24 protein-coding genes are annotated in these 22,245 nt (G+C 61.4%); 13 read left to right on the top strand and 11 right to left on the bottom strand.

Annotated elements, in window-relative coordinates; translation table 11 throughout:
- Positions 1-35: 35 nt before the first annotated feature.
- Together hdaA and ATY77_RS15270 are read right to left on the bottom strand one after the other, a co-directional pair.
- Positions 36-749 carry a DnaA regulatory inactivator HdaA gene (gene hdaA, locus ATY77_RS15265; RefSeq protein ID WP_088687968.1) on the bottom strand — a complete coding sequence of 238 codons (714 nt, stop codon included), beginning with the start codon at positions 747-749 and terminating at the stop codon, positions 36-38.
- Positions 742-1,866 (bottom strand): AI-2E family transporter, encoded by a 1,125-nt coding sequence (locus tag ATY77_RS15270; protein WP_088677064.1) that lies wholly within the window; start codon positions 1,864-1,866, stop codon positions 742-744. Before ATY77_RS15270 ends, hdaA begins: the two co-directional genes overlap by 8 nt.
- A 246-nt stretch (positions 1,867-2,112) precedes the next feature.
- Between ATY77_RS15270 and purM the strand changes: the two genes are divergently transcribed.
- Complete coding sequence (gene purM, locus ATY77_RS15275) at positions 2,113-3,186, top strand: phosphoribosylformylglycinamidine cyclo-ligase (protein WP_088687969.1); 1,074 nt, start codon at positions 2,113-2,115, stop codon at positions 3,184-3,186.
- A complete protein-coding gene (gene purN / locus ATY77_RS15280; protein ID WP_088687970.1) occupies positions 3,183-3,854 on the top strand; it encodes a phosphoribosylglycinamide formyltransferase in 672 nt (223 codons plus the stop codon). Before purM ends, purN begins: the two co-directional genes overlap by 4 nt.
- A 354-nt stretch (positions 3,855-4,208) precedes the next feature.
- Here the strand turns inward: purN and ATY77_RS32870 are convergent, their stop codons facing one another.
- From ATY77_RS32870 to ATY77_RS15305, 5 genes are all read right to left on the bottom strand, one after another.
- A complete protein-coding gene (locus ATY77_RS32870; protein ID WP_190237637.1) occupies positions 4,209-4,673 on the bottom strand; it encodes a hypothetical protein in 465 nt (154 codons plus the stop codon).
- A 179-nt stretch (positions 4,674-4,852) separates the two neighbouring features.
- A complete protein-coding gene (locus tag ATY77_RS15290) occupies positions 4,853-5,569 on the bottom strand; it encodes a hypothetical protein (RefSeq protein ID WP_088687971.1) in 717 nt (238 codons plus the stop codon).
- Between the two features lie 247 nt (positions 5,570-5,816).
- Positions 5,817-6,986 carry an alpha-D-ribose 1-methylphosphonate 5-triphosphate diphosphatase gene (locus ATY77_RS15295; protein WP_088687972.1) on the bottom strand — a complete coding sequence of 390 codons (1,170 nt, stop codon included), beginning with the start codon at positions 6,984-6,986 and terminating at the stop codon, positions 5,817-5,819.
- 150 nt (positions 6,987-7,136) lie between these two features.
- Positions 7,137-7,727 (bottom strand): NUDIX domain-containing protein, encoded by a 591-nt coding sequence (locus tag ATY77_RS15300; protein WP_088687973.1) that lies wholly within the window; start codon positions 7,725-7,727, stop codon positions 7,137-7,139.
- A complete protein-coding gene (locus tag ATY77_RS15305) occupies positions 7,724-9,928 on the bottom strand; it encodes a molybdopterin oxidoreductase family protein (protein WP_088687974.1) in 2,205 nt (734 codons plus the stop codon). Before ATY77_RS15305 ends, ATY77_RS15300 begins: the two co-directional genes overlap by 4 nt.
- Before the next feature lie 16 nt (positions 9,929-9,944).
- On the opposite strand from ATY77_RS15305, the gene ATY77_RS15310 reads away from it, so the two are divergent.
- Positions 9,945-10,814, top strand: a complete 870-nt coding sequence (locus ATY77_RS15310) for a 23S rRNA (adenine(2030)-N(6))-methyltransferase RlmJ (protein WP_088687975.1) — start codon at positions 9,945-9,947, stop codon at positions 10,812-10,814.
- An 89-nt stretch (positions 10,815-10,903) separates the two neighbouring features.
- A complete protein-coding gene (locus ATY77_RS15315; protein ID WP_088687976.1) occupies positions 10,904-11,500 on the top strand; it encodes a glutathione S-transferase in 597 nt (198 codons plus the stop codon).
- Positions 11,501-11,595: 95 nt separating this feature from the next.
- Here the strand turns inward: ATY77_RS15315 and ATY77_RS15320 are convergent, their stop codons facing one another.
- Entirely contained in the window at positions 11,596-12,231 is a 636-nt protein-coding gene (locus ATY77_RS15320) for an outer membrane protein (RefSeq protein WP_088677055.1), read from the bottom strand.
- A 365-nt stretch (positions 12,232-12,596) separates the two neighbouring features.
- Here ATY77_RS15320 and ATY77_RS15325 point away from each other — a divergent pair, with 365 nt between their 5' ends.
- From ATY77_RS15325 to ATY77_RS15345, 5 genes are all read left to right on the top strand, one after another.
- Entirely contained in the window at positions 12,597-13,364 is a 768-nt protein-coding gene (locus ATY77_RS15325; protein ID WP_088687977.1) for an SDR family oxidoreductase, read from the top strand.
- Entirely contained in the window at positions 13,361-15,400 is a 2,040-nt protein-coding gene (uvrC, locus tag ATY77_RS15330) for an excinuclease ABC subunit UvrC (protein ID WP_088687978.1), read from the top strand. Before ATY77_RS15325 ends, uvrC begins: the two co-directional genes overlap by 4 nt.
- Before the next feature lie 163 nt (positions 15,401-15,563).
- Positions 15,564-16,154, top strand: a complete 591-nt coding sequence (pgsA, locus tag ATY77_RS15335) for a CDP-diacylglycerol--glycerol-3-phosphate 3-phosphatidyltransferase (protein ID WP_088687979.1) — start codon at positions 15,564-15,566, stop codon at positions 16,152-16,154.
- A complete protein-coding gene (gene moaD, locus ATY77_RS15340) occupies positions 16,151-16,405 on the top strand; it encodes a molybdopterin converting factor subunit 1 (RefSeq protein ID WP_088687980.1) in 255 nt (84 codons plus the stop codon). Before pgsA ends, moaD begins: the two co-directional genes overlap by 4 nt.
- A gap of 242 nt (positions 16,406-16,647) precedes the next feature.
- A complete protein-coding gene (locus ATY77_RS15345) occupies positions 16,648-17,109 on the top strand; it encodes a molybdenum cofactor biosynthesis protein MoaE (RefSeq protein WP_088688236.1) in 462 nt (153 codons plus the stop codon).
- A 10-nt stretch (positions 17,110-17,119) separates the two neighbouring features.
- Here the strand turns inward: ATY77_RS15345 and ATY77_RS15350 are convergent, their stop codons facing one another.
- A complete protein-coding gene (locus ATY77_RS15350; RefSeq protein ID WP_088687981.1) occupies positions 17,120-18,016 on the bottom strand; it encodes a branched-chain amino acid ABC transporter permease in 897 nt (298 codons plus the stop codon).
- Positions 18,017-18,081: 65 nt separating this feature from the next.
- Between ATY77_RS15350 and ATY77_RS15355 the strand changes: the two genes are divergently transcribed.
- Together ATY77_RS15355 and ATY77_RS15360 are read left to right on the top strand one after the other, a co-directional pair.
- A complete protein-coding gene (locus tag ATY77_RS15355; protein WP_088687982.1) occupies positions 18,082-18,627 on the top strand; it encodes a CGNR zinc finger domain-containing protein in 546 nt (181 codons plus the stop codon).
- Entirely contained in the window at positions 18,624-19,127 is a 504-nt protein-coding gene (locus ATY77_RS15360; RefSeq protein WP_088687983.1) for a hypothetical protein, read from the top strand. The genes ATY77_RS15355 and ATY77_RS15360 overlap by 4 nt, the downstream gene beginning before the upstream one ends.
- A 72-nt stretch (positions 19,128-19,199) precedes the next feature.
- On the opposite strand, the gene ndk is transcribed toward ATY77_RS15360, so the two are convergent.
- Together ndk and ATY77_RS15370 are read right to left on the bottom strand one after the other, a co-directional pair.
- Positions 19,200-19,622, bottom strand: a complete 423-nt coding sequence (gene ndk / locus ATY77_RS15365; protein WP_004680549.1) for a nucleoside-diphosphate kinase — start codon at positions 19,620-19,622, stop codon at positions 19,200-19,202.
- Positions 19,623-19,703: 81 nt separating this feature from the next.
- On the bottom strand, positions 19,704-20,393 hold the full coding sequence (locus tag ATY77_RS15370) for a glutathione S-transferase family protein (protein ID WP_088687984.1): 690 nt from the start codon (positions 20,391-20,393) through the stop codon (positions 19,704-19,706).
- A gap of 139 nt (positions 20,394-20,532) precedes the next feature.
- Between ATY77_RS15370 and ATY77_RS15375 the strand changes: the two genes are divergently transcribed.
- Together ATY77_RS15375 and ATY77_RS15380 are read left to right on the top strand one after the other, a co-directional pair.
- A complete protein-coding gene (locus tag ATY77_RS15375) occupies positions 20,533-21,042 on the top strand; it encodes a DinB family protein (protein ID WP_088687985.1) in 510 nt (169 codons plus the stop codon).
- Between the two features lie 140 nt (positions 21,043-21,182).
- Positions 21,183-22,232 (top strand): GGDEF domain-containing protein, encoded by a 1,050-nt coding sequence (locus tag ATY77_RS15380; RefSeq protein WP_088687986.1) that lies wholly within the window; start codon positions 21,183-21,185, stop codon positions 22,230-22,232.
- Positions 22,233-22,245: the final 13 nt, after the last annotated feature.

The following is a 22,245-nucleotide window of genomic DNA, read 5'->3' on the forward strand; positions in this document are numbered from 1 at the left end:
GCGAATATATCAGTTTCACGACGGAACTGTGACAGTCAATCGGCCGGTTCCGAATTTCCCAATTCATTCAATACTTCGGCAGCAAGAGACCGGGTGATTTTCGTGCCCCGAGACAGGGCCAGCCGGTCCAGCCTTTCGACGATCGTCTGGGCCGCGTTGAGCGACCGTTCCATCCGGTTGACGATATAGAGCACGAGTTTGTCATCTATATAAAGCTGCCGGTCGGCGAAGAGCTTGACGATCACCTGCGACAGCAGCGCCTCATCGGGCTCGCCGATTTCGACGACGGTCGCAGCCTTGAGGCGAGAGCGCAGATCGGGCAGCTGAACCGGCCAGGACATCGGCCAGAGACGGCTTGTTATCAACAGGCTGGTGCCGTTTTCGCGCACGCTGTTGATGACGTGGAAGAGCGCGTTGTCGTCAAAGCCCTGGCGGTCGGCATCCTCGAACAGCACCGGGCCGGCGGCTGCGGCAACCGCGGCGTCCGAGCCAAGCTCGGGATGGATGCTGACGGCGCCGCTCAACTCGCTCCAGATGCGGGCGAGATGGGATTTTCCCGAGCCGACGGGGCCGGCGAGCACCACGACCGGCGACGGCCATTCCGGCCAGGCATCGACGATGGAAACGGCGGCGGCAAGACGCTCCGAGATCAGGAGATCGTCACGGCCGCTAGCGGCATCGTGCGAAAAAAGCAGCGACAACTGCTCTGCGGCCTTGCGCTTCAGCGCAGCATTCTTCACGTCATTCATTGGGAACTGATTTCGTCTTCCGGGCGCGAGTGCCAGGCGACCCGCCAAAATAAAGATCGCTCTGAAGGTAGCGTGAAAGCGCGAAACGGACAAGAACGCCGACCGCGGCGGCAGCCGGCACGGCGACCAGAAGACCGACGAAGCCGAAAAGCGCGCCGAAGGCGAAAAGCGCAAACATCAGCCAGACCGGATGCAGGCCGACGCTGGAGCCGACGAGCTTCGGCTGCAGGATATTGCCTTCCAGGAACTGGCCGCTGAAGAAGACGACGAGCACCAGGCCGATCCAGGGATAATCCGGCCAGAACTGCACGAGCGCCACGCCGACGGACAGAACGAGGCCGACCAGCGAGCCGACATAAGGAATGAAACTGATCATGCCGGCAAAGAGACCGATCAGCAGGCCGAAATTCAGGCCGACGAGGGAGAGCCCGGCGGCATAATAGATGCCGAGGATGAGGCAGAGCGAGCCCTGGCCGCGAATGAAACCGGCGATCGCCTGATCGATCTCCTTGGCGATCTGGCGGACATCGGCGACGTAGTCGCGCGGGATCCACTGATCGACTTTGGAGACCATGCGGTCCCAGTCGAGCAGGATGTAAAAGGCGACGACCGGGGTGACGACGAGCAGCGATATGACGTCGACGATTGCCTTGCCGGAATTCCAGATCTGCGCGAAGAGCCCGGTCAAGAAGCCCATGCCCTCCGAGAGGATGCCGGAGAAATTATCCTTGATCGCGCCGGCCTGGCTCCTGACCCATTCCGGCAGCAGCGAGTTCTTCGAATTGTCGATGAACTGCTGCAGCTGGCTGATATAACCCGGCAGCCGTTCGGCGAAATCGTTGAACTGGCTGACGAGCACGGGAATGAGGATCATCAGCGCCAGGGTGAAGGTGATGACGAAGGCGATCAGGATGACGATCGTCGCCATCATCCGGCTGAGACCCAGCCGCTGCAGCCTGTCTGCCACCGGATCGAGGAAATAGGCGATCGCCATGCCGGCGATGAAAGGCAGCAGGATCGAGCTGAAGACATAAAGAAAGGCGATGAAGAAGACGAGCACGGCCAGCCAGAAGAAGATCTGGCGCTTCAAACTGTTGCCGCTGACTTGCTGTGGCATCGCTTCCCCGCTGATCGCTCGCCGCCGCTAAACGCCGCGTCTTCTGCGACGCGGTCATCAGCACATAGGATGCAGGCGCAAAGATGGTCAACCCTGTCGCGGCAATTCCGGAAAATGCCGGCCGAAGACGCGGGAAATTGGGGGCTTTTCCCATGCAGCGCTTGCATAAACGCCCCTGTCATGCAATTGCGACCGGCAGACGACGCGGCATGTTGGCCGCCTGAAAAACAGCCATCGGAGACCAGCATGAGCCAGTCTGGGAAAAACGGCCTGACCTACAGCGACGCAGGCGTCGACATCGATGCCGGCAACCTCCTCGTCGAGAAGATCAAGCCGGCGGTGCGCTCGACGCGCCGTCCCGGCGCCGACGGCGAAATCGGCGGCTTCGGCGGGCTCTTCGACCTCAAGGCAGCGGGCTTTACCGATCCGGTTCTCGTCGCCGCCAATGACGGCGTCGGCACCAAGCTGAAGATCGCGATCGACGCGGACTATCACGACACCGTCGGCATCGACCTCGTCGCCATGTGCGTCAACGACCTCGTCGTCCAGGGCGCCGAGCCGCTGTTCTTCCTCGATTACTTCGCGACCGGCAAGCTCGACCCCGACCAGGGTGCCGCGATCGTCGGCGGCATTGCCGCCGGCTGCCGCGAGGCGGGCTGCGCGCTGATCGGCGGCGAGACAGCCGAAATGCCGGGCATGTATTCCTCCGGCGATTACGATCTTGCCGGCTTTGCCGTCGGCGCTGCCGAACGCGGCAAGCTGCTGCCCTCCGGCGACATTGCCGAGGGCGACGTGATCCTCGGCCTCGCCTCCTCAGGCGTTCATTCCAACGGCTTCTCGCTGGTGCGCAAGATCGTGGAACTGTCCGGCCTCGGCTGGGATGCGCCGGCGCCGTTTGCCGAAGGCAAGAAGCTCGGCGAAGCGCTGCTGGAGCCGACCCGCATCTATGTGAAGCCGCTTCTGAAAGCGATCCGCGAGACGGGTGCGCTGAAGGCGCTCGCCCACATTACCGGGGGCGGTTTCCCGGAAAATATTCCGCGCGTGCTGCCGAAGCACCTGGCGGCCGAGATCGATCTTGCCGCCGTCAAGGTCCCGCCGGTGTTTTCGTGGCTCGCCAAGATGGGCGGCGTCGAAGCCAAGGAAATGCTGCGCACCTTCAACTGCGGCGTCGGCATGATCGTGGTCGTCGCCGAAGAGAATGCCGCCGCGGTATCGCAGGCGCTCGAAGCCGAAGGCGAAAAGGTCATAACGCTCGGCCGGATGATTGCCCGCGCCGAAGGCGCTGCCGGCACAGTCTATAAGGGCACGCTTGCCATATGAGCGCGCCGCGCAAACGCGTCGTCGTCCTCATATCCGGCGGCGGCTCCAACATGATGGCGCTGGTCGCCGCAGCGAAAGCGGCCGACTATCCGGCTGAAATCGTCGGCGTGATATCAGACAAGGAGGAGGCCGGCGGACTTGCCAAGGCGGCCGCCGAAGGCATCGCCACCTTCGCCTTCCCCCGCAAAGACTATGCCAGCAAGGAAGCGCATGAGGCGGCGATCTTTGCCGCGCTAGACGAGCTTTCGCCCGACATCCTCTGCCTGGCGGGCTACATGCGGCTGCTGACGGCGACCTTCATCCAGCGTTATGAAGGCCGCATGCTCAACATCCACCCTTCCCTGCTGCCGCTGTTTCCTGGCCTGCACACCCATCAGCGCGCCATCGACGCCGGCATGCGCATCGCCGGCTGCACGGTGCATTTCGTCACCGAAGGCATGGACGAGGGGCCGGTGATCGGCCAGGCCGCCGTACCGGTCCTTTCCGGCGACACCGCCGAAAGCCTTGCCGCGCGGGTTCTCACCGTCGAACATCAGATCTATCCGCAGGCGCTGCGGCTCTTCGCTGAAGGCCGCGTGATGATGGAAGGCGGCAAGGCCGTGGGCATAGGGGCTACGACCACCGCGACCAGGGCCAAACTGATTTCGCTGATCGGCGATCGCGCTTAGGGTACAGAGCCACAAAGCGGCCTTCTCAATGTTTTACCGCAGTCGATGCTTTGGAGCAGAACCCTCGCTATCATCGGCTCCCATCTCCAAAGAACCTGGCCGGTGTAATCATATAGCTAAAGGGCAAGGCATCTCGGGGCCGCGAGATCCCTGGAGGATCGCGCGGAAAAATTTTTCGCGGTGCTATTGTGGTATCGAGCCAGGGAAGCCGTGTTTGCAATCTACAGGTTATCCGGTCGGTCGCGATCTCTATATCGAGGCCCGTAAACTGAACACCTGGAAAATATCGGCCAATCTCGCCCGGCTGAATCTCAAATATAGTTTTTGGATCATTCTCGTTCTTGAACGACACAATCACCGGCAGCCGGCTCGTTTTCGACTTGAAGGGATACCGCCCCTTTGCACTGCGCAGGCCGCAAAATCTGCTTCAGACAGCGAGCCTATGCTATTCTTTATGTCCAAGGTTGTAAGAACCCCATCCTCGTAAACTTGGGTGAGGCTATTGTTCGGATCATGCTGGATCGGCAGGATGTAAATTGTACCTTTGCCGCCAAGATCAAAAATCAAAGCCTCGCCATAGAGCCGTGTCGCGCCACCGTTTCCGATGAGGCTGTGCGTCACTTTAGAATAGGTGATTTCCATCACTGACGAGCTTTCCACCGGTCGGCCGTCAACCGTCGCAGATGCGATGACCTTGAAACGAACCGACGTAGTTTCACCCTGGCAACCGACCAATGCCAACGCTCCGAACGACGTAAGTAGCCCTCTTCTGGTCGTGAACGACTCCGGAATGCTGCCGCTACACTTTATGATCGGCATTTGTCGCCTCTCCATCGATCCCCTTATGACTGCGATGCCTCTTCTGACCTGGCCGGGGGTAGCCAACGACATCGACGACCGACGCGTCAACTGCATGGAAGCAACAAGCGGCCGCTTTCCGACAGCCCCTAAACCGCTTCGGCAGGTCAATCTAAATACTGCTTAGCGAGCCGCTACATCTACTGCGTGCCAAGCCGTCCGAACTGACCCGGCCGACGTTTGGCCGGAGTCGGCGACTGGGCCAACTTGTATTGAGTTGGCGGGTTGGAGCCCTCACCAGGAATGAAGGCAAGAACAAGAAGGACGCCATAGAAGAAAAAGGCAACCCCCTGGATCGCAAGTGCCGGCAGGGGAATTGCGAGAAACCTCGGCAAGAAGACGGGCGCAAGCAGTACCCAAAGCAGATATTGAGGCCAGCCGATATCGCGAAGGCGACTCGATACAATGTAGAGCAGGCCTACAATGGTGATCGCTGTCATTGCTATCGCGGCAACCACATATAGCGTTTCGAAGAACGAGCGGCGGGCGACGAGCTTGGCAGTTTCAGCGTCGCTCGCTCCGACGCCCACCGCCATCTGTGTTGCCCCTTTAACGGCCATGGCGCGTAGATTTTGCATATCCTCTGCCGTCGGCTTGCGGCCGGAGGCTGCAATCTGCTTCACTAACTCTTCTTGTCCTTTGAACATCAGGGGCATGTTTTTGCCGCTGACCTCTCCTCCGACGGCGGTCCCTGTGCTGCCTGCCGGGCGCGGCGCCATTAGCTCGCGCGCCGCCTGATCGTGTTCGGCCACAACAAGGCGCTGGATCGGGTCCTTTGCAAAGTCGAAGCAGAACATGAGCAGAAGCAGCACGGCATAGGTGATGCGTGTCAGTCGGGATTGGCCAAAAATGGTCATTAAGTACAGCCTCGTGATCTTGAAATCGGCGAACGATGCACGAAGAAGTTGAAGTATCCACTAACCCAGCATGGACGATTTTATCGAGTTCGGAGCGCATAGAGGCTGGCTAGCGCACGGCATACACTCGGCGTACGCCACAACAAATTGCTGCTCGGCTGAAGTGATCGCCTTGAATCAATTCGAACTATCGGTTCGCTATCGTTTGCACGCCGCTCACCCCAGCAACAGTCAAGCTGCCTTGAAACTAAGCCGCCAGCGCCCGCAACGGATGCAGCGTGCCGTCGCTGTAGACGAAGCGGCCGCCGCGGAAGGTGGCGCGGATGCGGTTGATGTCGCCGGGCTCGACCACTACCAGATCGGCGCGCTGGCCGATGGCGATTTCGCCGCGATCCACGAGGCCGGCCGAACGGGCGGCATTGCCGGTCGCCATGGCGACGGCGGCCGGCAGGCCGCCTTCCACCATCTCCGCAAGCTTGAAGATGCCGGGCACGAAGGCGGCCGGATGATAATCGGCGGCGATGACGCTGAGCAGGCCGGCCCTAGCGGCATCGAGCGCGCTGAGATTGCCCGACATCGACTGGCCGCGCAGCGCGTTCGGCGCGCCCATCAGCGTCCAGAGGCCGCGGCGGCGCGCCTCTTCGGCGGCGGGCGCGGTCACCGGAAACTCGCTGATGGTGACGCCGAGATCGTGCATTTCGGCAACCTTCTCGACGCTGTCGTCATCATGGGAGGCCAGCGACAGCTTGTGCTTCAGCGACAGCGCGACGATCTCCTTCAGCTTCGCCTCGATTTCGGGATTGTTACGCATTGCGATGCGCTTGGCGACGATCTCGGCCGCCATTTCCTCGGAGATGGCGCGGCGCTCGGAAATGCTGAGGATGTAGCTCTGCAGGTTGTTGTACTGGCCCTGGCCCGGCGTGTGATCGGTCAGCGAAACCATGTCGATCTCACCGGCGTTCAGCAGACGCTCCAGCACGGCGGCGGCGCCGATATTGGTGATTTCGTAACGGGCGTGGACGCGGTGGTCGATCAGGAGATTGTCGCGCAGCCGGTTGATGCCCTCGATCACCGCCGATGTCGTCTCCAGCGAGCGGACATGGCCGTAGACGCTTTCGGTCGCGAAGGAGACGGCGGCAAATGCCGTCGTGACACCGGCGGCAGCAAGCTTCTTGTCGAGTTCGTGAATGCCGAAATCGATCGGCATCGTCGCATTCGGCCGCGGCGCGATCTCACGCTCGATCATGTCGCCGTGCAAATCGACGAAACCCGGCATCAGCAGCCGCCCGCCACCATCGATGGCCGCACCGGCGACCGGTTCCGGCCGGATCTCGGCGATGGCGCCATCCTCGACACGCACGGAACCTCTCCCCACCACCTCGTTTGGCAGAACGAGGGTGAAATTGCTGAGCCACATGGGCTTTCTCCTGACCGATCCGATGATTGACAAGCCGCAGCGGATAGAACCGCTCCATGACATTCGTATGAAAAAAGTAAGCGCTATTATCTCAATGCGGAAAACGTCATGGACGTACCCTGCAAGTCCCTGAAGCCCCTCACCCGCCCGCTATCCGATTTTGTGCCTGTTCAAGGCTGCCCATTGCAGCAGCACGATCGTCTTGGTGTCGAAGATCTCGCCGGTTTCAATCATCCGGGTCGCCTCGTCCAGCGGAATCTCCAGAACCTCGATATCCTCGTGCTCCTCATCCAGGCCCCCGCCTTCGGCGACGCGATCGGCAGTGTCGATGAGCGCTGCGAAAAAATGGACGACTTCGGTGATGGCGCCGGGCGCGGTATAGGATTTGAAGAGGAACCGGGCCTCGCGCAGCAGATAACCGGTCTCCTCCATCGCCTCGCGACGGATCGCCTGTTCGGGATGGTCGTCGTCAAGAAGGCCGGCCGGCACCTCGATCATCCAGGCGGAATCGCCGTTCAGATGAACGGCGAGACGGAACTGGCGCACGAGAACGACGAGATCGCGTTTCGGATCATAGAGCAGGATGCAGGCGGCGGGCGTGCGATGATAGACCTCCCGCTTCAGCCGCTGGGTCGCGCCCTTGCGGTCGATATAGTCGAGCAGATAGCTGCTCAGCCGCGTCCACCCATTCGACAGGACTTCCTCGCCGACGATCTTCACCCGTGATTTTGGCTGCATCATACCGTGTCCTTGCGAAGCCAGACCTTGTTGTCGTGCATGGCCGCCCCGCCATAAGGCGCAACCGGATCGGCGCCGGTCAGGACGTTGATGCCCTCGCCGTCGATATGCGCCTTGTTCGGCCAGAGACCCTCGGCGATCAGCACGCCCGGCTTCACTTCGGTCGTGATGCGGGCGTGGATGCGCAGAGCGCCGCGGCCGTTGCCGATGCGGACGAGATCACCATGAGCGATGCCATTAGCTTCGGCATCGACAGGATTGATCATCACCTCGGGACGGCCTTCCTTCTGGCGCGAGGTCTTGGTCTCGGAGAAGCTCGAATTCAAGAAATTGCGCGCGGGCGATGTGGCGAGACGGAAGGGATGCTCGGGATCGGCCACTTCGATGACATCGACCTGATCGGGAAAAGCGGGCAGCTCGGCATGCGGCCCAAGCACGCCGATCGCGGCCGGCGGCTTGTTCGGCGCCGGCTGGTTGATCCAGTCCGGCCGGAAATGAAACTTGCCGTCCGGATGGGCGAAGCCGTTCAGGAAATGCGCCTCCTCGAAAGCCGGCTGGCGATCGAACCATTTGTGTTCGAGGAAATGGTCGTAATCCGGCAGGTCGCTCGATTTCAGGATGCGGTCGATCATTTCGCGGGCGGTGAAACCGAAACCCGGGCGATCGGCGACGCCGAGGCGTTTTGCCAGTTCCTCGATGACGAAGAGATTGGTGCGCACGGTCGGCGGCGGCTCGACCAGCTTCGGCCCCAGCAGGATGTGGTTCTGGCCGCCGGCCCGGTAGATGTCGTCATGCTCGACGAACATCGTCGCAGGCAGCACGATGTCGGCGATCTCCGCCGTCTCGGTCATGAACTGCTCGTGCACGGCGACGAACAGGTCGTCGCGGGCAAAACCGCGTCTGACGAGGCGCTGTTCTGGGGCGATGTTGGCGGGATTGGTGTTCTGGATCAGCATGGCCGTCACCGGGCCGCGATGGCGCAGGGCCACCGGATCGCCAGTCAGCACGCGGCCGATCTGCGACTGATCGAGCATGCGAATATCCGCGTCTTTCATCGACCGGCCAGTCAGCTCCGCATTGTTCATGCGGAAGATATCGCTGTTCGAATGGAAGGCACCGCCGCCCTCATATTGCCAGGAGCCGAGAACGGTGGCGACCGAGGCGGCCGCATGCATGGCGACCGCGCCGTTGCGCTGACGGGTGAAGCCGTAGCCCAGCCGGAAGAAGGTCTTTTTCGTCGTACCGACGAGGCGGGCGAAGGCTTCGATCTCCTCGACGGAAAGTCCGGTGATATCGGCCGCCCATTGCGGCGTCTTGGTCTTCAGATGCGCTTCGAGACCGGCCGGATCGTCGGCATATCTAGCCATGTATTGGCGATCGGCATAGCCGTCGCGGAAGGCGATGTGCATGACGGCGCAGGCAAGTGCCGCGTCGGTGCCCGGCCTGACGATCAAAGCCATGTCGGCCTGCTTCATCGTCGGATTGTCATAGATGTCGATGACGACGATCTTGGCGCCACGCTCCTTGCGCGACTTGATCGCGTGGGTCATCACGTTGACTTGGGTGGACACCGCATTGGTGCCCCAGATGACGACGCAATCGGTGCGGCCCATCTCGCGTGGGTCGGGACCACGCAGCACGCCGGTCGCCATGGTGAAGCCGGTCCAGGCGGGATTGGTGCAGATCGAGGAGAAGAAGCCGGAGTAGCGCTTCGCGTGGCGCAGACGATCGATCGAGTCACGCTGCACCCAGCCCATGGTGCCGGCGTAGAAATAGGGCCAGATCGCCTCGCTGCCGTCTTTGGCCTCGGCCCTCACGAAGGCTTCGGCGATCTCATCCAGCGCATCTTCCCAGGATATCTGCTGCCACTGCCCTGCCCCCTTGACGCCGGCGCGGCGCAGCGGATGCATCAGGCGGTCGGGATGATAGAGCCGCTCGGCATAGCGAGCGACTTTGGCGCAGATGACGCCTGATGTATAGGAGTGATCGCCCGCGCCGCGCACGCGGCCGATGCGGCCATCCTCTGATATCTCGACCTCGAGCGCGCATGTGGAGGGACAGTCGTGCGGACAGGCCGTGTGGCCGACCTTGCTGTCCAGCTTGGGGGATTTGGCGTGGATGGGGGTCGCAATGTTCATGGCATTTGTATATGCCAAGCCTTGAATGGCCAAAAGCCACAAAAGCTCCCCATGACGCGAATTCATACGGACATCAGCGAAAATGAACTACCGCCACATCTACCACGCGGGCAATTTTGCCGATGTGCTCAAGCACGCCGTTCTGGCGCGGCTGATCCGCTACATGCAGAAGAAGGAGGGCGCCTTCCGGGTGCTCGACACCCATGCCGGCATCGGGCTCTACGACCTCTCCTCCGAAGAAGCGCAAAAGACCGGAGAGTGGCAGGATGGCATCGGAAAATTGATGGAGGCAGACCTCGGGGCCCAGGTTTCCGAACTGCTGGAGCCCTACCTCTCGGCGATCCGCGAGCTCAATCCGGAGGGCGGCATCCGCTTTTATCCCGGGTCACCGAAGCTCGCGCGCATGCTGTTCCGCCCGCAGGACCGGCTGTCGGCGATGGAACTGCATCCCGAAGACTTCGCCCGCCTACACCGGCTGTTCGAAGGCGATCACCACGCGCGCGTCACGGAACTCGACGGCTGGCTGGCGCTCGGCGCGCATCTGCCGCCGAAGGAGAAGCGCGGTATCGTGCTCGTCGATCCGCCGTTCGAGGAAGAGGATGAATATGACCGCCTGGCCAGGGGATTGGAAAAGGCCTATCGCCGCTTTCCCGGCGGCACTTACTGCCTATGGTACCCGCTGAAGAAGGGCGCGCCGATCAAGGAATTCCACGAGACGCTGCAGGCGCTTGACATCACCAAGATGCTTTGTGCGGAACTTATCGTTCGCAGCGACCGCGGGATGACAGGATTGACGGGCTCCGGCCTCGTCATCGTCAATCCGCCCTTCACGCTGAAGGACGAGTTGCATCAGATGCTGCCGGCCTTGAAGGACCACCTGGCGCAGGACCGCTTCGCCTCGCACCGCGCCTTCTGGCTGCGCGGCGAGAACAAGGCGATCAAGGACGATTGATCTTTCAGAATCGATTCCGATTTTGGGCTTATTGCGCTAGTTTCGGGAACAGTCCCGCCTACAGATCTACAAATTTCATCAGGTGTCTCATGAAGCTGCTTTGTTCACCCGCCTCGCCCTATTCCAGCAAAGTCAGGATGGCGGCGCATTATCTTGACATCGAGCTGGACGCCATCCGGGTCGATACCAATACCGGGCCGGCGATCCTGGTGGACAACAATCCGCTCGGCAAAATTCCCACGCTTCTGACCGATGACGGCGCCTCGATCTTCGACAGCGTAGCGATCATGCATTATTTCGATCGGCTGACGAAGGACGGGCTCTACCCTTCCAAGAAGGGCAAGCGCACGGATGCCGAAGTTCTCGAAGCGCTCTGCGACGGCATCTGCGATTGTCTGCTCGCGATCGTCTACGAGCGGCGCTTCCGCGACGAAGAAAAGGTTCACCAGCCCTGGATCGACCGGCAATGGAAGAAGGCGACGGCGGGGCTTGCTCATCTCGGCGCCAACCCGCCGAAGCTAGGCAAGAAACTAAACGGCGGACATTTCGCGCTGGCCGCCACGCTCGATTATCTCGACCTGCGCTTCAAGGACCAGTGGGAAGCCGATCATGCGCCGCTGATCGACTGGCTGGCGCAGTTCGAAAAGAAATTCCCCGCCCATCGCGAACTCAAGGCAAGCGCCTGATCCGCGCCTCGGCACAGGGCGCCTGCGACTGACGACCAAACAGCAAAAAGCCGGGCAACGTGCCCGGCTTCTTTATTTCTGGATATGCTGTCGGCTTAGAACTTGACGCCGATACCGAGCTTGACGCTGTTCTCGTCGTAACCGCGCGAGAAGCTGCCGGAGTCGAGGTCGTAGTCCTTGCTCTGGTAATCGGTGTAGCGATATTCCAAGCGCGTCGTGATGTTGTTGGTCACGAAGGCTTCGACACCGGCGCCGACCGTGTAGCCGAAGTTCGTCTTGCTTTCGGACGAGGTGTCGTCGGAAACCTTGACGTCGCCGATGGCAAGACCAGCCGTGCCGTAGAGCAGGAAGGGGTTCATGTCGTAGCCGACGCGGCCACGGACGGAGCCGTTCCAGCCATACTTGTTCTCAACGCCGCCCGAAGAGACGTCGTCGCCGCTGTAGCCGAGATCGGATTCAACGCCGTAAACGATCTGGCCCTGCTGCCAGTTGTAGCCAGTGAAGACCTGGCCGCCGAAGCCGTAGGTGTGGCGATCGGAACCGAAGTCACCCATGTTGTAGGTGCCGGCGCCGCCGAGGTAGAAGCCCTCCCAGTTGCCGGCCGGCGTGACCGGGGCGTCCTGGGCAACCGGTGCTTCCGGAACCTGATCGACGGCATCAGCCGCCTGAGCTGCCGAAATGCCCGCAATTGCAAAAGCGGAGGCCATGAGGCCAGCAATGAGTACACGCATACTTTTCTCCTTTCAGTCCCGCACCACTTGATCACTGTCTCTCAGCGAAGCATTGGCGGGAAATTTGCCAGATGTCCCTTCCGGATCGAGACTGAAATTGGAACTGAATTGCGGATTTGAAAGAGCCAAATTGTGATATCATTGTGGCCGCCACATGGCCGAAATTCGATGTTGCTTTGAAGCAACATACACTTCATTAACCCTACTGAAGGGTTAAACTTAAATTACTTATTTTAAGAAATCACATTATTAAATAATACATAGAATATCCCGGCCAACGACGCAACCAAGACCGCCTATTTATATAATCTCCGCCGGCCCTTATATAGGTTGCACACAGACTCGCGGGATCAGAAGGCAGGATTTTGAACCACAAAAGACTTCGCTCAGCCCTCATAACAGGGGCTGCCAAGAGAATAGGCCGGGCAATCGCCGAAGATCTTGCTGCAAATGGCTTTTCCGTTGCGATCCACGCCAACGGCTCCGTCGGCGAGGCCGAGGAGCTGGCGGCGGAATTGCGGCGAAAGGGGCAAGGAGCGATCGCGCTGCAGGCCGACCTCACCGATATCGGCCAAACCGGCGAGCTCATTGCAAAGGCCTCCGAAGCCATTGGACCGCTCGATCTGCTCGTTAACAATGCGTCGGTCTTCCAGCATGATTCCGCCCGCAGTTTCAATGCCGCCACATGGGCCCTGCACTTCGACCTGCATGTGCGTGCGCCTTCGATCCTGGCGGCCGCCTTCGCGCAGCAGATGCCCGCCGAGGCAGTGGGGCTGATCGTCAACATCATCGACCAGCGGGTCTGGGCGCTGAGGCCCAGCTTCTATTCCTATACGCTCTCCAAGTCCGCGCTGTGGACGGCGACACAGACGCTCGCCCAGGCATTGGCGCCACGCATCCGCGTCAACGCCATCGGCCCCGGTCCATCGATGCCGAGCGAGCGGCAGGCGCTGGAGGACTTCCAAGCGCAGGTCTCAGCCCTTATCTTGCAGCGAGGGCCGGCCCTGGAGGAATTCGGACAAACGATTCGCTTCCTTTACGACACGCCCTCGATCACCGGCCAGATGATTGCCCTCGACGGCGGCCAGCACCTTGCCTGGCAGACGCCCGATGTGGCGGAGATTACGGAATGAACGGACGAAAGCTGCCGGATGGCGGCGTTCTCTACGACGAAACGGATGAGAATGAAGACGATATCGAGGTGGAAGGCGATGTTTCCGCCTCGCCGCTCGCGGCACCCGTCGACTGGAATGCAGGCAGCCTCAACGAGACCGGCCTGATCGGCGCGGATCTGATCGGCGAATTCGTCAAGCGCCTGCCGAACAGCCCGGGCGTCTACCGCATGTTCAATGCCGAGGGCGACGTGCTTTATGTCGGCAAGGCGCGCAGCCTGAAGAAGCGCGTCGGCAATTACGCCGTCGGCCGCGTGCACTCCAACCGCATCGCCCAGATGGTGCGGCAGACGGCGAACATGGAATTCGTGACGACGCGCACGGAAACCGAAGCACTGCTGCTGGAAGCGAACCTGATCAAGCGCTTGCGGCCGCGTTTCAACGTGCTGCTGCGCGACGACAAGTCCTTTCCCTATATTCTCATCACCGGCGACCACCGGGCGCCCGCCATTTTCAAGCATCGCGGCGCAAGGGCGCGCAAGGGTGACTATTTCGGGCCCTTCGCTTCGGCCGGCGCGGTCGGGCGCACGATCAACTCGCTGCAGCGCGCCTTCCTGATCCGCACCTGCACCGACAGCGTCTTCGAGACGCGTACCCGGCCCTGCCTGCTTTACCAGATCAAGCGCTGTTCCGGACCGTGCACGCACGAGGTCAGCGACGAGGGTTACGCCGAACTGGTGCAGGAGGCGAAGGACTTTCTCTCCGGTAAGAGCCAGAAGGTGAAGTCGCATATGGCCGAGGCCATGAACCAGGCGGCCGAGGACCTCGATTTCGAGCGGGCGGCGATCTATCGCGACCGTTTGGCCGCACTTTCGCACGTGCAGAGCCATCAGGGCATCAACCCGGCCGGCGTCGAGGAGGCGGATGTTTTCGCCATTCATCACGAAGGCGGCGTCTCCTGCATCCAGGTGTTCTTCTTCCGCACCGGCCAGAACTGGGGCAACCGCGCCTATTTCCCGAAGGCCGACCCGCAGCTTTCCAGCGCCGAGGTGCTGAATGCCTTCCTCGCGCAATTCTATGACGACAAGCCGGTGCCGAAACAGATCATGCTGTCGGAAACGGTCGAGGAACTGGAACTGCTCGCGGCGGCGCTCAGTGAAAAGGCCGGACACAAGGTTTCCATCCTCGTGCCGCAGCGCGGCGAGAAGCGCGATCTCGTCGAGCACGTCATCGGCAATGCGCGCGAAGCGCATGGGCGAAAGCTTGCCGAAACGGCTTCGCAATCGCGGCTGCTGGAAGGCTTCAGGGAGACCTTCGGGCTTGCCTATGCGCCGCAGCGCATCGAGATCTACGACAACTCGCACATCATGGGCACCAATGCCGTCGGCGGCATGGTCGTGGCGGGGCCGGAAGGCTTCGTGAAGAACCAATACCGCAAGTTCAACATCAAATCGACCGACATCACCCCTGGCGATGACTTCGGCATGATGCGCGAGGTGATGACGCGGCGCTTCTCGCGGCTGATCAAGGAGGAAGGCATTCCCGACCGGACGGCACAGGCAACCGCTGCCGATGCCGCCGACATGCCCTTCCCCGCCTGGCCCGACGTGATCCTGATCGATGGCGGCCAGGGGCAGATGACCGCCGTGCGCGCCATCCTGGCAGAGCTCGGGATCACCGACAGCGTGACGGCGATCGGCGTCGCCAAGGGCGTCGACCGCGATGCCGGACGCGAACGCTTCTTCCCGCCCGGGCGCGAAAGCTTCACGCTGCCGCCGCGCGATCCGGTGCTCTATTTCATTCAGCGCATGCGCGACGAGGCCCACCGTTTTGCGATCGGCTCGCACCGGGCGCGGCGGAAGAAGGAAATGGTCAAGAACCCGCTCGACGAGATCGGCGGCATCGGTCCGTCGCGCAAGCGCGCGCTGCTTCAGCATTTCGGTACAGCAAAGGCGGTTTCGCGCGCTGCTCTTTCCGACCTGATGACTGTGGAGGGCATATCGGAGGCCGTCGCCAGGCAGGTCTATAACCATTTCCACGACGACGCCGCGAAATAACCGGCCTCCGTCGCAAATTCCACGCAAAGGCGGCGAAAAGACAGAAAGAATGTTGACGGTCCGCGGTCAAAGCCGTCATCTACCGCATCGGCCCGAAAATCGGAATCGATTTTCGTAAAGACGCGCGGCGCTGTCGCGGCGCATCAATTCAGAGAACGATCCCATGGCATCGCGTGCGTACAGCATTCCCAATCTTTTGACCTACGGCCGTATCCTCGCCGTGCCGGTGATTGTCCTCTGCTTCTTCATCGAAGGCAGATTATCGATCAGCAATACGGCGCGCTGGGTGGCGCTCTGGATCTTCGTCATCGCCTCGATCACCGATTTCCTCGACGGCTATCTCGCCCGCATCTGGAACCAGACGTCGAATATCGGCCGCATGCTCGATCCGATCGCCGACAAGCTGCTGGTCGCCTCGATCCTTCTCTTGGTCGCGGCCGACCAGACCATCGCCGGCTGGTCGATCTGGGCGGCGATCACCATTCTCTGCCGCGAGATCCTGGTTTCCGGCCTGCGCGAATATCTGGCGGCGCTGAAGGTCAGCGTGCCGGTGACACGGATCGCCAAGTGGAAGACGACACTGCAGCTCGTCGCCATCGCCTTCCTGCTCGCCGGACCCGCCGGCGACGAGATTTTCCCCTATACGACGCAGACGGGCATCGCGCTCTTATGGATCGCAGCGCTGCTGACCATCTATACCGGCTACGATTATTTCCGCGCCGGGCTGAAACATATCGTGGATGACGAGGAATGACGCGGCTTGTCTATTTCGCCTGGGTGCGCGAACGCATCGGCAAGGGCGAGGAGGAGATCGACCTCCCCTCCTCGGTCGTCACCGTCGCCGATCTTCTGAATCATTTGAAGACGCTGGGCGAAGAATATGAGGCCGCACTTCAATATCCCGACGTGATCCGCGTGGCGCTCGATATGGAGCATGTCGAGCATGACGAGCCGATCTCCGGTGCGAAGGAAATCGGAATTTTTCCGCCGATGACGGGGGGATGAAACCCGGTCCGTCTGGGCTTTAGAAAGCTTACAATGGGTAGGACTGCGCACTTCCCTCTCTGCTCCCTCATTCCTGTGCTTGTCACAGGAATCCAGTGCGCCCAAGTCCTTGGGCGCGGGAGAAGCACTTGCCAAAAGGAAAGAGTCGTTCACCGCGCCGACGCGCGGTGGTTGGATTCCTGTGACAAGCACAGGAATGAGGGAGGTTGCGGCAGCGCATCAAAGCAGCGGAGGATTTCGCTGTGACCATCACCCCCACCATCCGCGTCCAGCGCGAAGACTTCGATCTGCAGGCCGAGGTCGACCTGCTTTCCAAGGGCAAGCCCGGCATCGGCGCGGTCGTCACTTTCTCCGGTCTCTGCCGCGATGACGGTGGTGTGCTGGCGGCGCTGGAACTCGAGCATTATCCCGGCATGGCCGAAGCCGAGATGGCTCGCATCGGCAAACTTGCCGTCGAGCGTTTCGGGCTGCTCGGCCTGACTGCGATCCATCGCTACGGCAAGATCGTCGTGGGTGAGAATATCGTGCTCGTCGTCGCGGCCGCGCCGCACCGGCAGGCGGCATTCGACGGCGCTAATTTCGTCATGGATTTCCTGAAAACCGCCGCCCCCTTCTGGAAGAAGGAGCACGGCAAGGACGGCGCCGCCGGCGACTGGGTCGCGGCGAAGGACGCCGACGATGCGGCGCGCGACAAGTGGAAGTGACCGGCTTTTTCTAAAGAATCACGCGCTCCCTGCGGCTCATGACCAGGAGCAGGACGAGCAGCGAGAAGATGACGAGATCGCGCCAGACGAAGGGGCCGTAGGCGCCCCACATGGTTTCGACCACCGCTAGCGCGGCGGCGCCACCCGCCGAACGCAGTGGATCGGAATAGCCGCCGACGGCTGATATCAGCAGCACCTTCAGCCCGAACATCAGCCCGGCGCCGAAATCCATCGAGCCGTAATAGAAGGTCGCGAGGATGCCGCAGATCGTGGCGACAAGGCTCGCCGCCGCATAAGCAACGAGAAAGACGCGATCGGCGCTGGTGCCGCAAAGCTCGGCCGCTAGCGGATCGTCGGTGACGGCGCGCCAGACGCGGCCCCAGGCCGTGCGCTTTAGAATGAGAGCACCGATCGCCACGATGGCCCACATCAGCACCGTATCGATCAGTTGAATATAGGTGAGCGTCACCTTAAACAGCCCGTCGCTCCAGAAGATGACGACATCGTTCAGGAACGGCGGCAGCCAGATGGCCCGGGTGTCGGAGGCAAGCCGGGCGGTTTCCATCAGCACGATCATCATGCCGAGGGCGGCGACGATGACCGTGTTCGGCGACGTCCTGACCAGCGGCAGCATGATCGAACGGCCAATCCATAGGCCCGTCCCGAGCGAATAAAGGATGGAGGCGCAGGCGCCGACGGCCAAAGCCGCAGGCAGCACGAGCCAGAAGCGGTTGAAGGCCAGTTCCGTGAAGAGCAGCAGGATCTGGCCCGAAAAGGCGAAGATCGCCCCATAGGTGATGTCGGCGCGCTTGGTCACGCCGAAGGCGACCGCATAACCGAAAGCGAGCGCTGCATAAAGAGCGGCGAGCGGAACCGCATTCGCTAACTGCTGCAGAAGATAGGCCATTCCAGACACTCCGCGTCGACAAAATTATAACTAGTAAAACCTATTTCACCAGTTATAATTTTGGCATGAGCTTCTCTTGGACCCCTCACCGCTTTGCGGGCGGCGCATTGGCGCTCGATGTCGCCAACAGCGTCGTGCTGCGCCACGACACCAATCGGCGGATCGACCGCTTCGCAGTCCGGGACCAAATGCTGAGCTTTCCCAGCGCTGCCGCCGAATTCTGCGCCGAACGCGCTCTCTTCGGCGACATCGCACCGGTGGCTCGGGAAGAAGAGACGGATTTCATTGCGCTCCGCGAAGCGATCGACCTCTATTTCCGCAGGCGTATACTGGATGGCGGCGACGACCGGCTGCTGGCCGACCTGCTGGAGGCGCTGGCAAAGACCTTGCGCAACGCGAGCCCCGGGGGTCTCGCCGCGGCCACCGCCCATTCGGTGCTGCGGCTGATCGCCATGCCCGATCCGGAGCGCATGAAGATCTGCAGCAATTGCGGCTGGCTGTTCATCGACCGTAGCAAGAACAGGAGCCGCGCCTGGTGCGACATGGCTGTCTGCGGCAACCGCGCCAAGGCGAACCGGCACTACCGCCGCAAGAAGGAGGAAATGCCATGAGGAAACAGCTGATCATAATGGCGGCAGCCGCCGGCCTTCTGCTGTCCGCCTGCCAGCGCCAGGCCGAAAATCTGGTCGAGGTGACCGGCCATCTCTTCGTCTTCAACTATCGGGTCGCGAGCGCCACCTATCTGCTGACGTTGAAAAAGACAGGTCCCATTCCCGACGGCTCAGTCATCATCGCCGAATTCGAAAATCCTCAAGGCGGCGATCCGCTGGTGCTGAACCAGAAAATCTACCCGATCGACGACAAGATCGCACTGCAAAGCGAAAACCTGCACTGCGTGCGCAAGGACCGACCCTATACAGTCAACGTCCGGCTGGTCGACAAGGACGGGAAGGTGCTGCAGGAACTGAAGACGCAGTTCCGGTCCGACCTCGACCAGACCGTGCTGCCGAGCAAGCCGCTCGTCGTCGGTGCGCTTTATGACAAGAACCCTGAGGTCTTCAGGCCGGACGGCAGCGTCGATTTCTCGAATACCGACAAGTGCCCGGCATAGAAAAAGCCGGAGCGGAGCCCCGGCTTTCGAGAGTCAATTCAAGGCATTGCCAGACAATGCCGAAGTGTGGCCTCAGCCGACGATTTCGGTGTCGGAGAACCAGTACTTGATTTCCTGGGCGGCGGTTTCCGGAGCGTCGGAGCCGTGAACGGAGTTTTCGCCGATCGAAAGGGCGTGAACCTTGCGGATCGTGCCTTCGTCAGCGTTTGCCGGGTTGGTCGCGCCCATGATTTCGCGGTTCTTGAGGATCGCGCCTTCGCCTTCCAGGACCTGAACGACGGTCGGGCCGGAGGTCATGCCTTCGACGAGTTCGCCGAAGAAGGGACGGTCCTTGTGAACGGCGTAGAAGCCTTCGGCTTCGCGACGGCTCATCCAGACGCGCTTGGAGGCGACGACGCGCAGGCCGGCGTCTTCGAGCATCTTGGTGATGGCGCCCGTCAGGTTGCGCTTGGTTGCATCCGGCTTGATCATCGAGAAGGTGCGTTCAATCGCCATAGTCAAATCCTCTGTTTTCTCGGGAAAAGTGGGCGGTCTTTACCCGCCCCAACGCCCGAAAACAAGAGGCCGGCGGCAATTTCACGCCGCTGTCACAGTCCTACCGCGGCTTTCATGGAGATCGAGGCAGCGTTCGAACCAGAGCATGACTGGATCGTCGGCGGCCAGCATCGTCAGGCCGGCACAGACGCGCAGCCATTGCAGCGCGCCGAAGACGATATAGTCGGCAAAGAGCGGCGCCTGACCGCCGATGAAGGGCTGGAATTTCAGCATATGCCGGAGCGGCTCCAGCTTGGCGCCGAAGGCGGCCTTCTCCGCTTCGCTGTCTGCGGCGACGATTTCCAGCGGCTTTCCGAACCGGGCTTCGCGGCTTTCGCGAAAATAGGGCTTGTCGCCTTCATCGAGGTTGGCATGGATATCGAGAAGCGCGATCCGCATTATCGCCGGATGGATGATCATCTGCGAGTAGCCCTCCACCATGCGTGAGAGCGCCTTGCCGCCCTCGCCGTTGAAGAGCGACGGCCGCTCGGGATAGGCCTCCTCCAGGTAGAGGGCGATGGCGAAACTATCGGGGATCAGCCGGCCGTTGTCGTCGAGCACGGGAACGGTCGGGGAAACGCCGCCGCCGATCGCGCGGATGCGGGTATAAGTCGTCGGAATCTCCTCGAAATCGAGCCCCTTATGCGCCAGCGCCATCACCGCCTTCCAGCAATGAGGAGAGAAGAAGCGCCGCTCGTCGGCGCCGCACAGGGAATAGAGAACTCTGGTCATATCAGTCCTTTCGCGATCACAGCTTTCTCCATTCGATGACAGAAGGCGCCGGCGATCAAATCAGGAAATTTTATGGGCGCATCACTGCGATTTTCGAGCAAACCGGTTAGACTGCCGCGACGAGAATGGGAGGGACCGGATGCTCAGGCAATACAGGATGTTCGCCGCCTATAACCGCTGGGCCAACGCGCTCGTCTACGCGGCCGCGGCAGAGCTCAGCGATGCGGAGTTTCGCAGCGACTGCGGCGCTTTCTTCGGCTCGCTCCACCGAACGCTCAATCACCTGCTCGTCGCCGACCGGATCTGGATGAAGCGCTTCACCGGCACCGGCGAAGCGCCGTCCACCCTCGATGCCGTGCTCTACGAGGAGCTAGAGATGCTGACAGCAGCGCGCCAGGCAGAGGACGAGCGCATCGTCGCCTGGGCCGGCACGCTCGATGAGGCGAGCCTTGCGGCCGACTTCACATACCGGATGGTGACGCGCCCGGTCGGGATCACCCAGCCGCTCTGGACGGCGCTTGCGCATCTCTTCAACCACCAGACCCACCATCGCGGCCAGTGCCACATGACATTGACGGCGCTCGGCAAGCCGAGCCTGCAGCTGGACCTGATCCACTTCCTGCGCAACGAGGGACGCGAGTGGATGTGAGGCAGACATCAAGACTGAATTAACCGCCTTTGCCGGTTCTCCTCGCCTATCCGGCGTTTCCCCTTGCAAATTCAGCCTCTTTTAAAAGCTTGTCGGCATAGCGGAACATCAGAGATCAGGCCGGGCCGCGAGGGATCGTCATGCAGAATGCAAGCGCAAATGCACTGGTGCCGCGCGAGGCCGCGCGCCCGTCGCCGACGGCCGACATTCAGAGGATCGCCCAGCATATGGCGCGGCTCAACGTCGCCGCGCTGCCGCGCAATTACGAACTCTTCCACGAGGCGATCATTGGGCTCAATCCCGGCCTCGCCCAGGATATCGCCGCGCTCGGCCCCCAACCGCAACAGGCGATGCTCGACGAACTCGGACTGAAATACCGCCTGGTCGGCCATTGCGGGCTGGCAGGCGAAACGTCACGGAACGAGGCGAGCCGGATGCTGCGCGACGTCGCCGAGCGGCTTGCCGAAGACCTCAAGCACAAGAACGCCTTTGCGCGCGCCTGCGGCACCATCCTGAAATCCGTATCGGGCCACGAAGACCAGAGCCTTGCCGCTTTCATCGGCGAACTCGACTATCTCTCCGCCTCGCTCGCAACGGTGCTCTCGGCGGAAATGGAAACGGCAGCCAAGCTGCAGGAAGACATCAAGGCGCTGGAAGTGCTGGAGCGCGGAATTTCGGCGATGCAATCGGCCGCCGTGGCCGACAAGATCACCGGACTTGCGAACCGTATTGCACTCAACCGGACGATGGCCGAGCTTTATGAGCGCGAGGAGGGAGCGGCCGGCAGCGCATTGATCATGGTCGATATCGACAATTTCACCGATCTCAACGGCCGATACGGAACGCAGGCCGGCAACAAGCTCCTGAAGAAGCTCGCCAGCCTTTTCCGCAAATCGATCAAGAAGAACGATTTCGTCGCCCGCACCGAAGCCGATGAATTCGCCTTCCTGTTTTCCAATGTCGGCATGCAGGATGCAATGGCGATCGCCGAGCGCCTGCGCACCTCCGTCGAGGACAATCTCGTCTTCTCGACCTCCGACACATCAGATCCCGGCAGGGTCACCGTTTCGATCGGCGTGGCGCTGAGCGCCGATGCGGCAAGCCCGGGACAGCTACAGGCCAATGCGCGGGTGGCGCTTCTCGCCGCGCAGTCGAACCGCCGCCTGCCGGTGCAGGCCTTCGGCCGCTGAAGCACTCTTGCCT

It is taken from the genome of Rhizobium sp. R634, assembly GCF_002211305.1.
Classification (GTDB): domain Bacteria; phylum Pseudomonadota; class Alphaproteobacteria; order Rhizobiales; family Rhizobiaceae; genus Rhizobium.

Coding starts and splice junctions, on each gene's coding strand:
- ATY77_RS15315 (WP_088687976.1), top strand. CDS start 10,904: ATGAAGCTGCTTTGTTCACCCGCCTCGCCCTATTCCAGCAAAGTCAGG.
- ATY77_RS15270 (WP_088677064.1), bottom strand. CDS start 1,866: ATGCCACAGCAAGTCAGCGGCAACAGTTTGAAGCGCCAGATCTTCTTC.
- ATY77_RS15310 (WP_088687975.1), top strand. CDS start 9,945: ATGAACTACCGCCACATCTACCACGCGGGCAATTTTGCCGATGTGCTC.
- ATY77_RS15370 (WP_088687984.1), bottom strand. CDS start 20,393: ATGACCAGAGTTCTCTATTCCCTGTGCGGCGCCGACGAGCGGCGCTTC.
- ATY77_RS15300 (WP_088687973.1), bottom strand. CDS start 7,727: ATGATGCAGCCAAAATCACGGGTGAAGATCGTCGGCGAGGAAGTCCTG.
- ATY77_RS15380 (WP_088687986.1), top strand. CDS start 21,183: ATGCAGAATGCAAGCGCAAATGCACTGGTGCCGCGCGAGGCCGCGCGC.
- ATY77_RS15295 (WP_088687972.1), bottom strand. CDS start 6,986: ATGTGGCTCAGCAATTTCACCCTCGTTCTGCCAAACGAGGTGGTGGGG.
- purN (WP_088687970.1), top strand. CDS start 3,183: ATGAGCGCGCCGCGCAAACGCGTCGTCGTCCTCATATCCGGCGGCGGC.
- ATY77_RS15290 (WP_088687971.1), bottom strand. CDS start 5,569: ATGACCATTTTTGGCCAATCCCGACTGACACGCATCACCTATGCCGTG.
- ATY77_RS15360 (WP_088687983.1), top strand. CDS start 18,624: ATGAGGAAACAGCTGATCATAATGGCGGCAGCCGCCGGCCTTCTGCTG.
- ATY77_RS15375 (WP_088687985.1), top strand. CDS start 20,533: ATGCTCAGGCAATACAGGATGTTCGCCGCCTATAACCGCTGGGCCAAC.
- ATY77_RS15350 (WP_088687981.1), bottom strand. CDS start 18,016: ATGGCCTATCTTCTGCAGCAGTTAGCGAATGCGGTTCCGCTCGCCGCT.
- hdaA (WP_088687968.1), bottom strand. CDS start 749: ATGAATGACGTGAAGAATGCTGCGCTGAAGCGCAAGGCCGCAGAGCAG.
- ATY77_RS15320 (WP_088677055.1), bottom strand. CDS start 12,231: ATGCGTGTACTCATTGCTGGCCTCATGGCCTCCGCTTTTGCAATTGCG.
- purM (WP_088687969.1), top strand. CDS start 2,113: ATGAGCCAGTCTGGGAAAAACGGCCTGACCTACAGCGACGCAGGCGTC.
- uvrC (WP_088687978.1), top strand. CDS start 13,361: ATGAACGGACGAAAGCTGCCGGATGGCGGCGTTCTCTACGACGAAACG.
- pgsA (WP_088687979.1), top strand. CDS start 15,564: ATGGCATCGCGTGCGTACAGCATTCCCAATCTTTTGACCTACGGCCGT.
- ATY77_RS15305 (WP_088687974.1), bottom strand. CDS start 9,928: ATGAATTCGCGTCATGGGGAGCTTTTGTGGCTTTTGGCCATTCAAGGC.
- moaD (WP_088687980.1), top strand. CDS start 16,151: ATGACGCGGCTTGTCTATTTCGCCTGGGTGCGCGAACGCATCGGCAAG.
- ATY77_RS15355 (WP_088687982.1), top strand. CDS start 18,082: ATGAGCTTCTCTTGGACCCCTCACCGCTTTGCGGGCGGCGCATTGGCG.
- ndk (WP_004680549.1), bottom strand. CDS start 19,622: ATGGCGATTGAACGCACCTTCTCGATGATCAAGCCGGATGCAACCAAG.
- ATY77_RS32870 (WP_190237637.1), bottom strand. CDS start 4,673: ATGCCGATCATAAAGTGTAGCGGCAGCATTCCGGAGTCGTTCACGACC.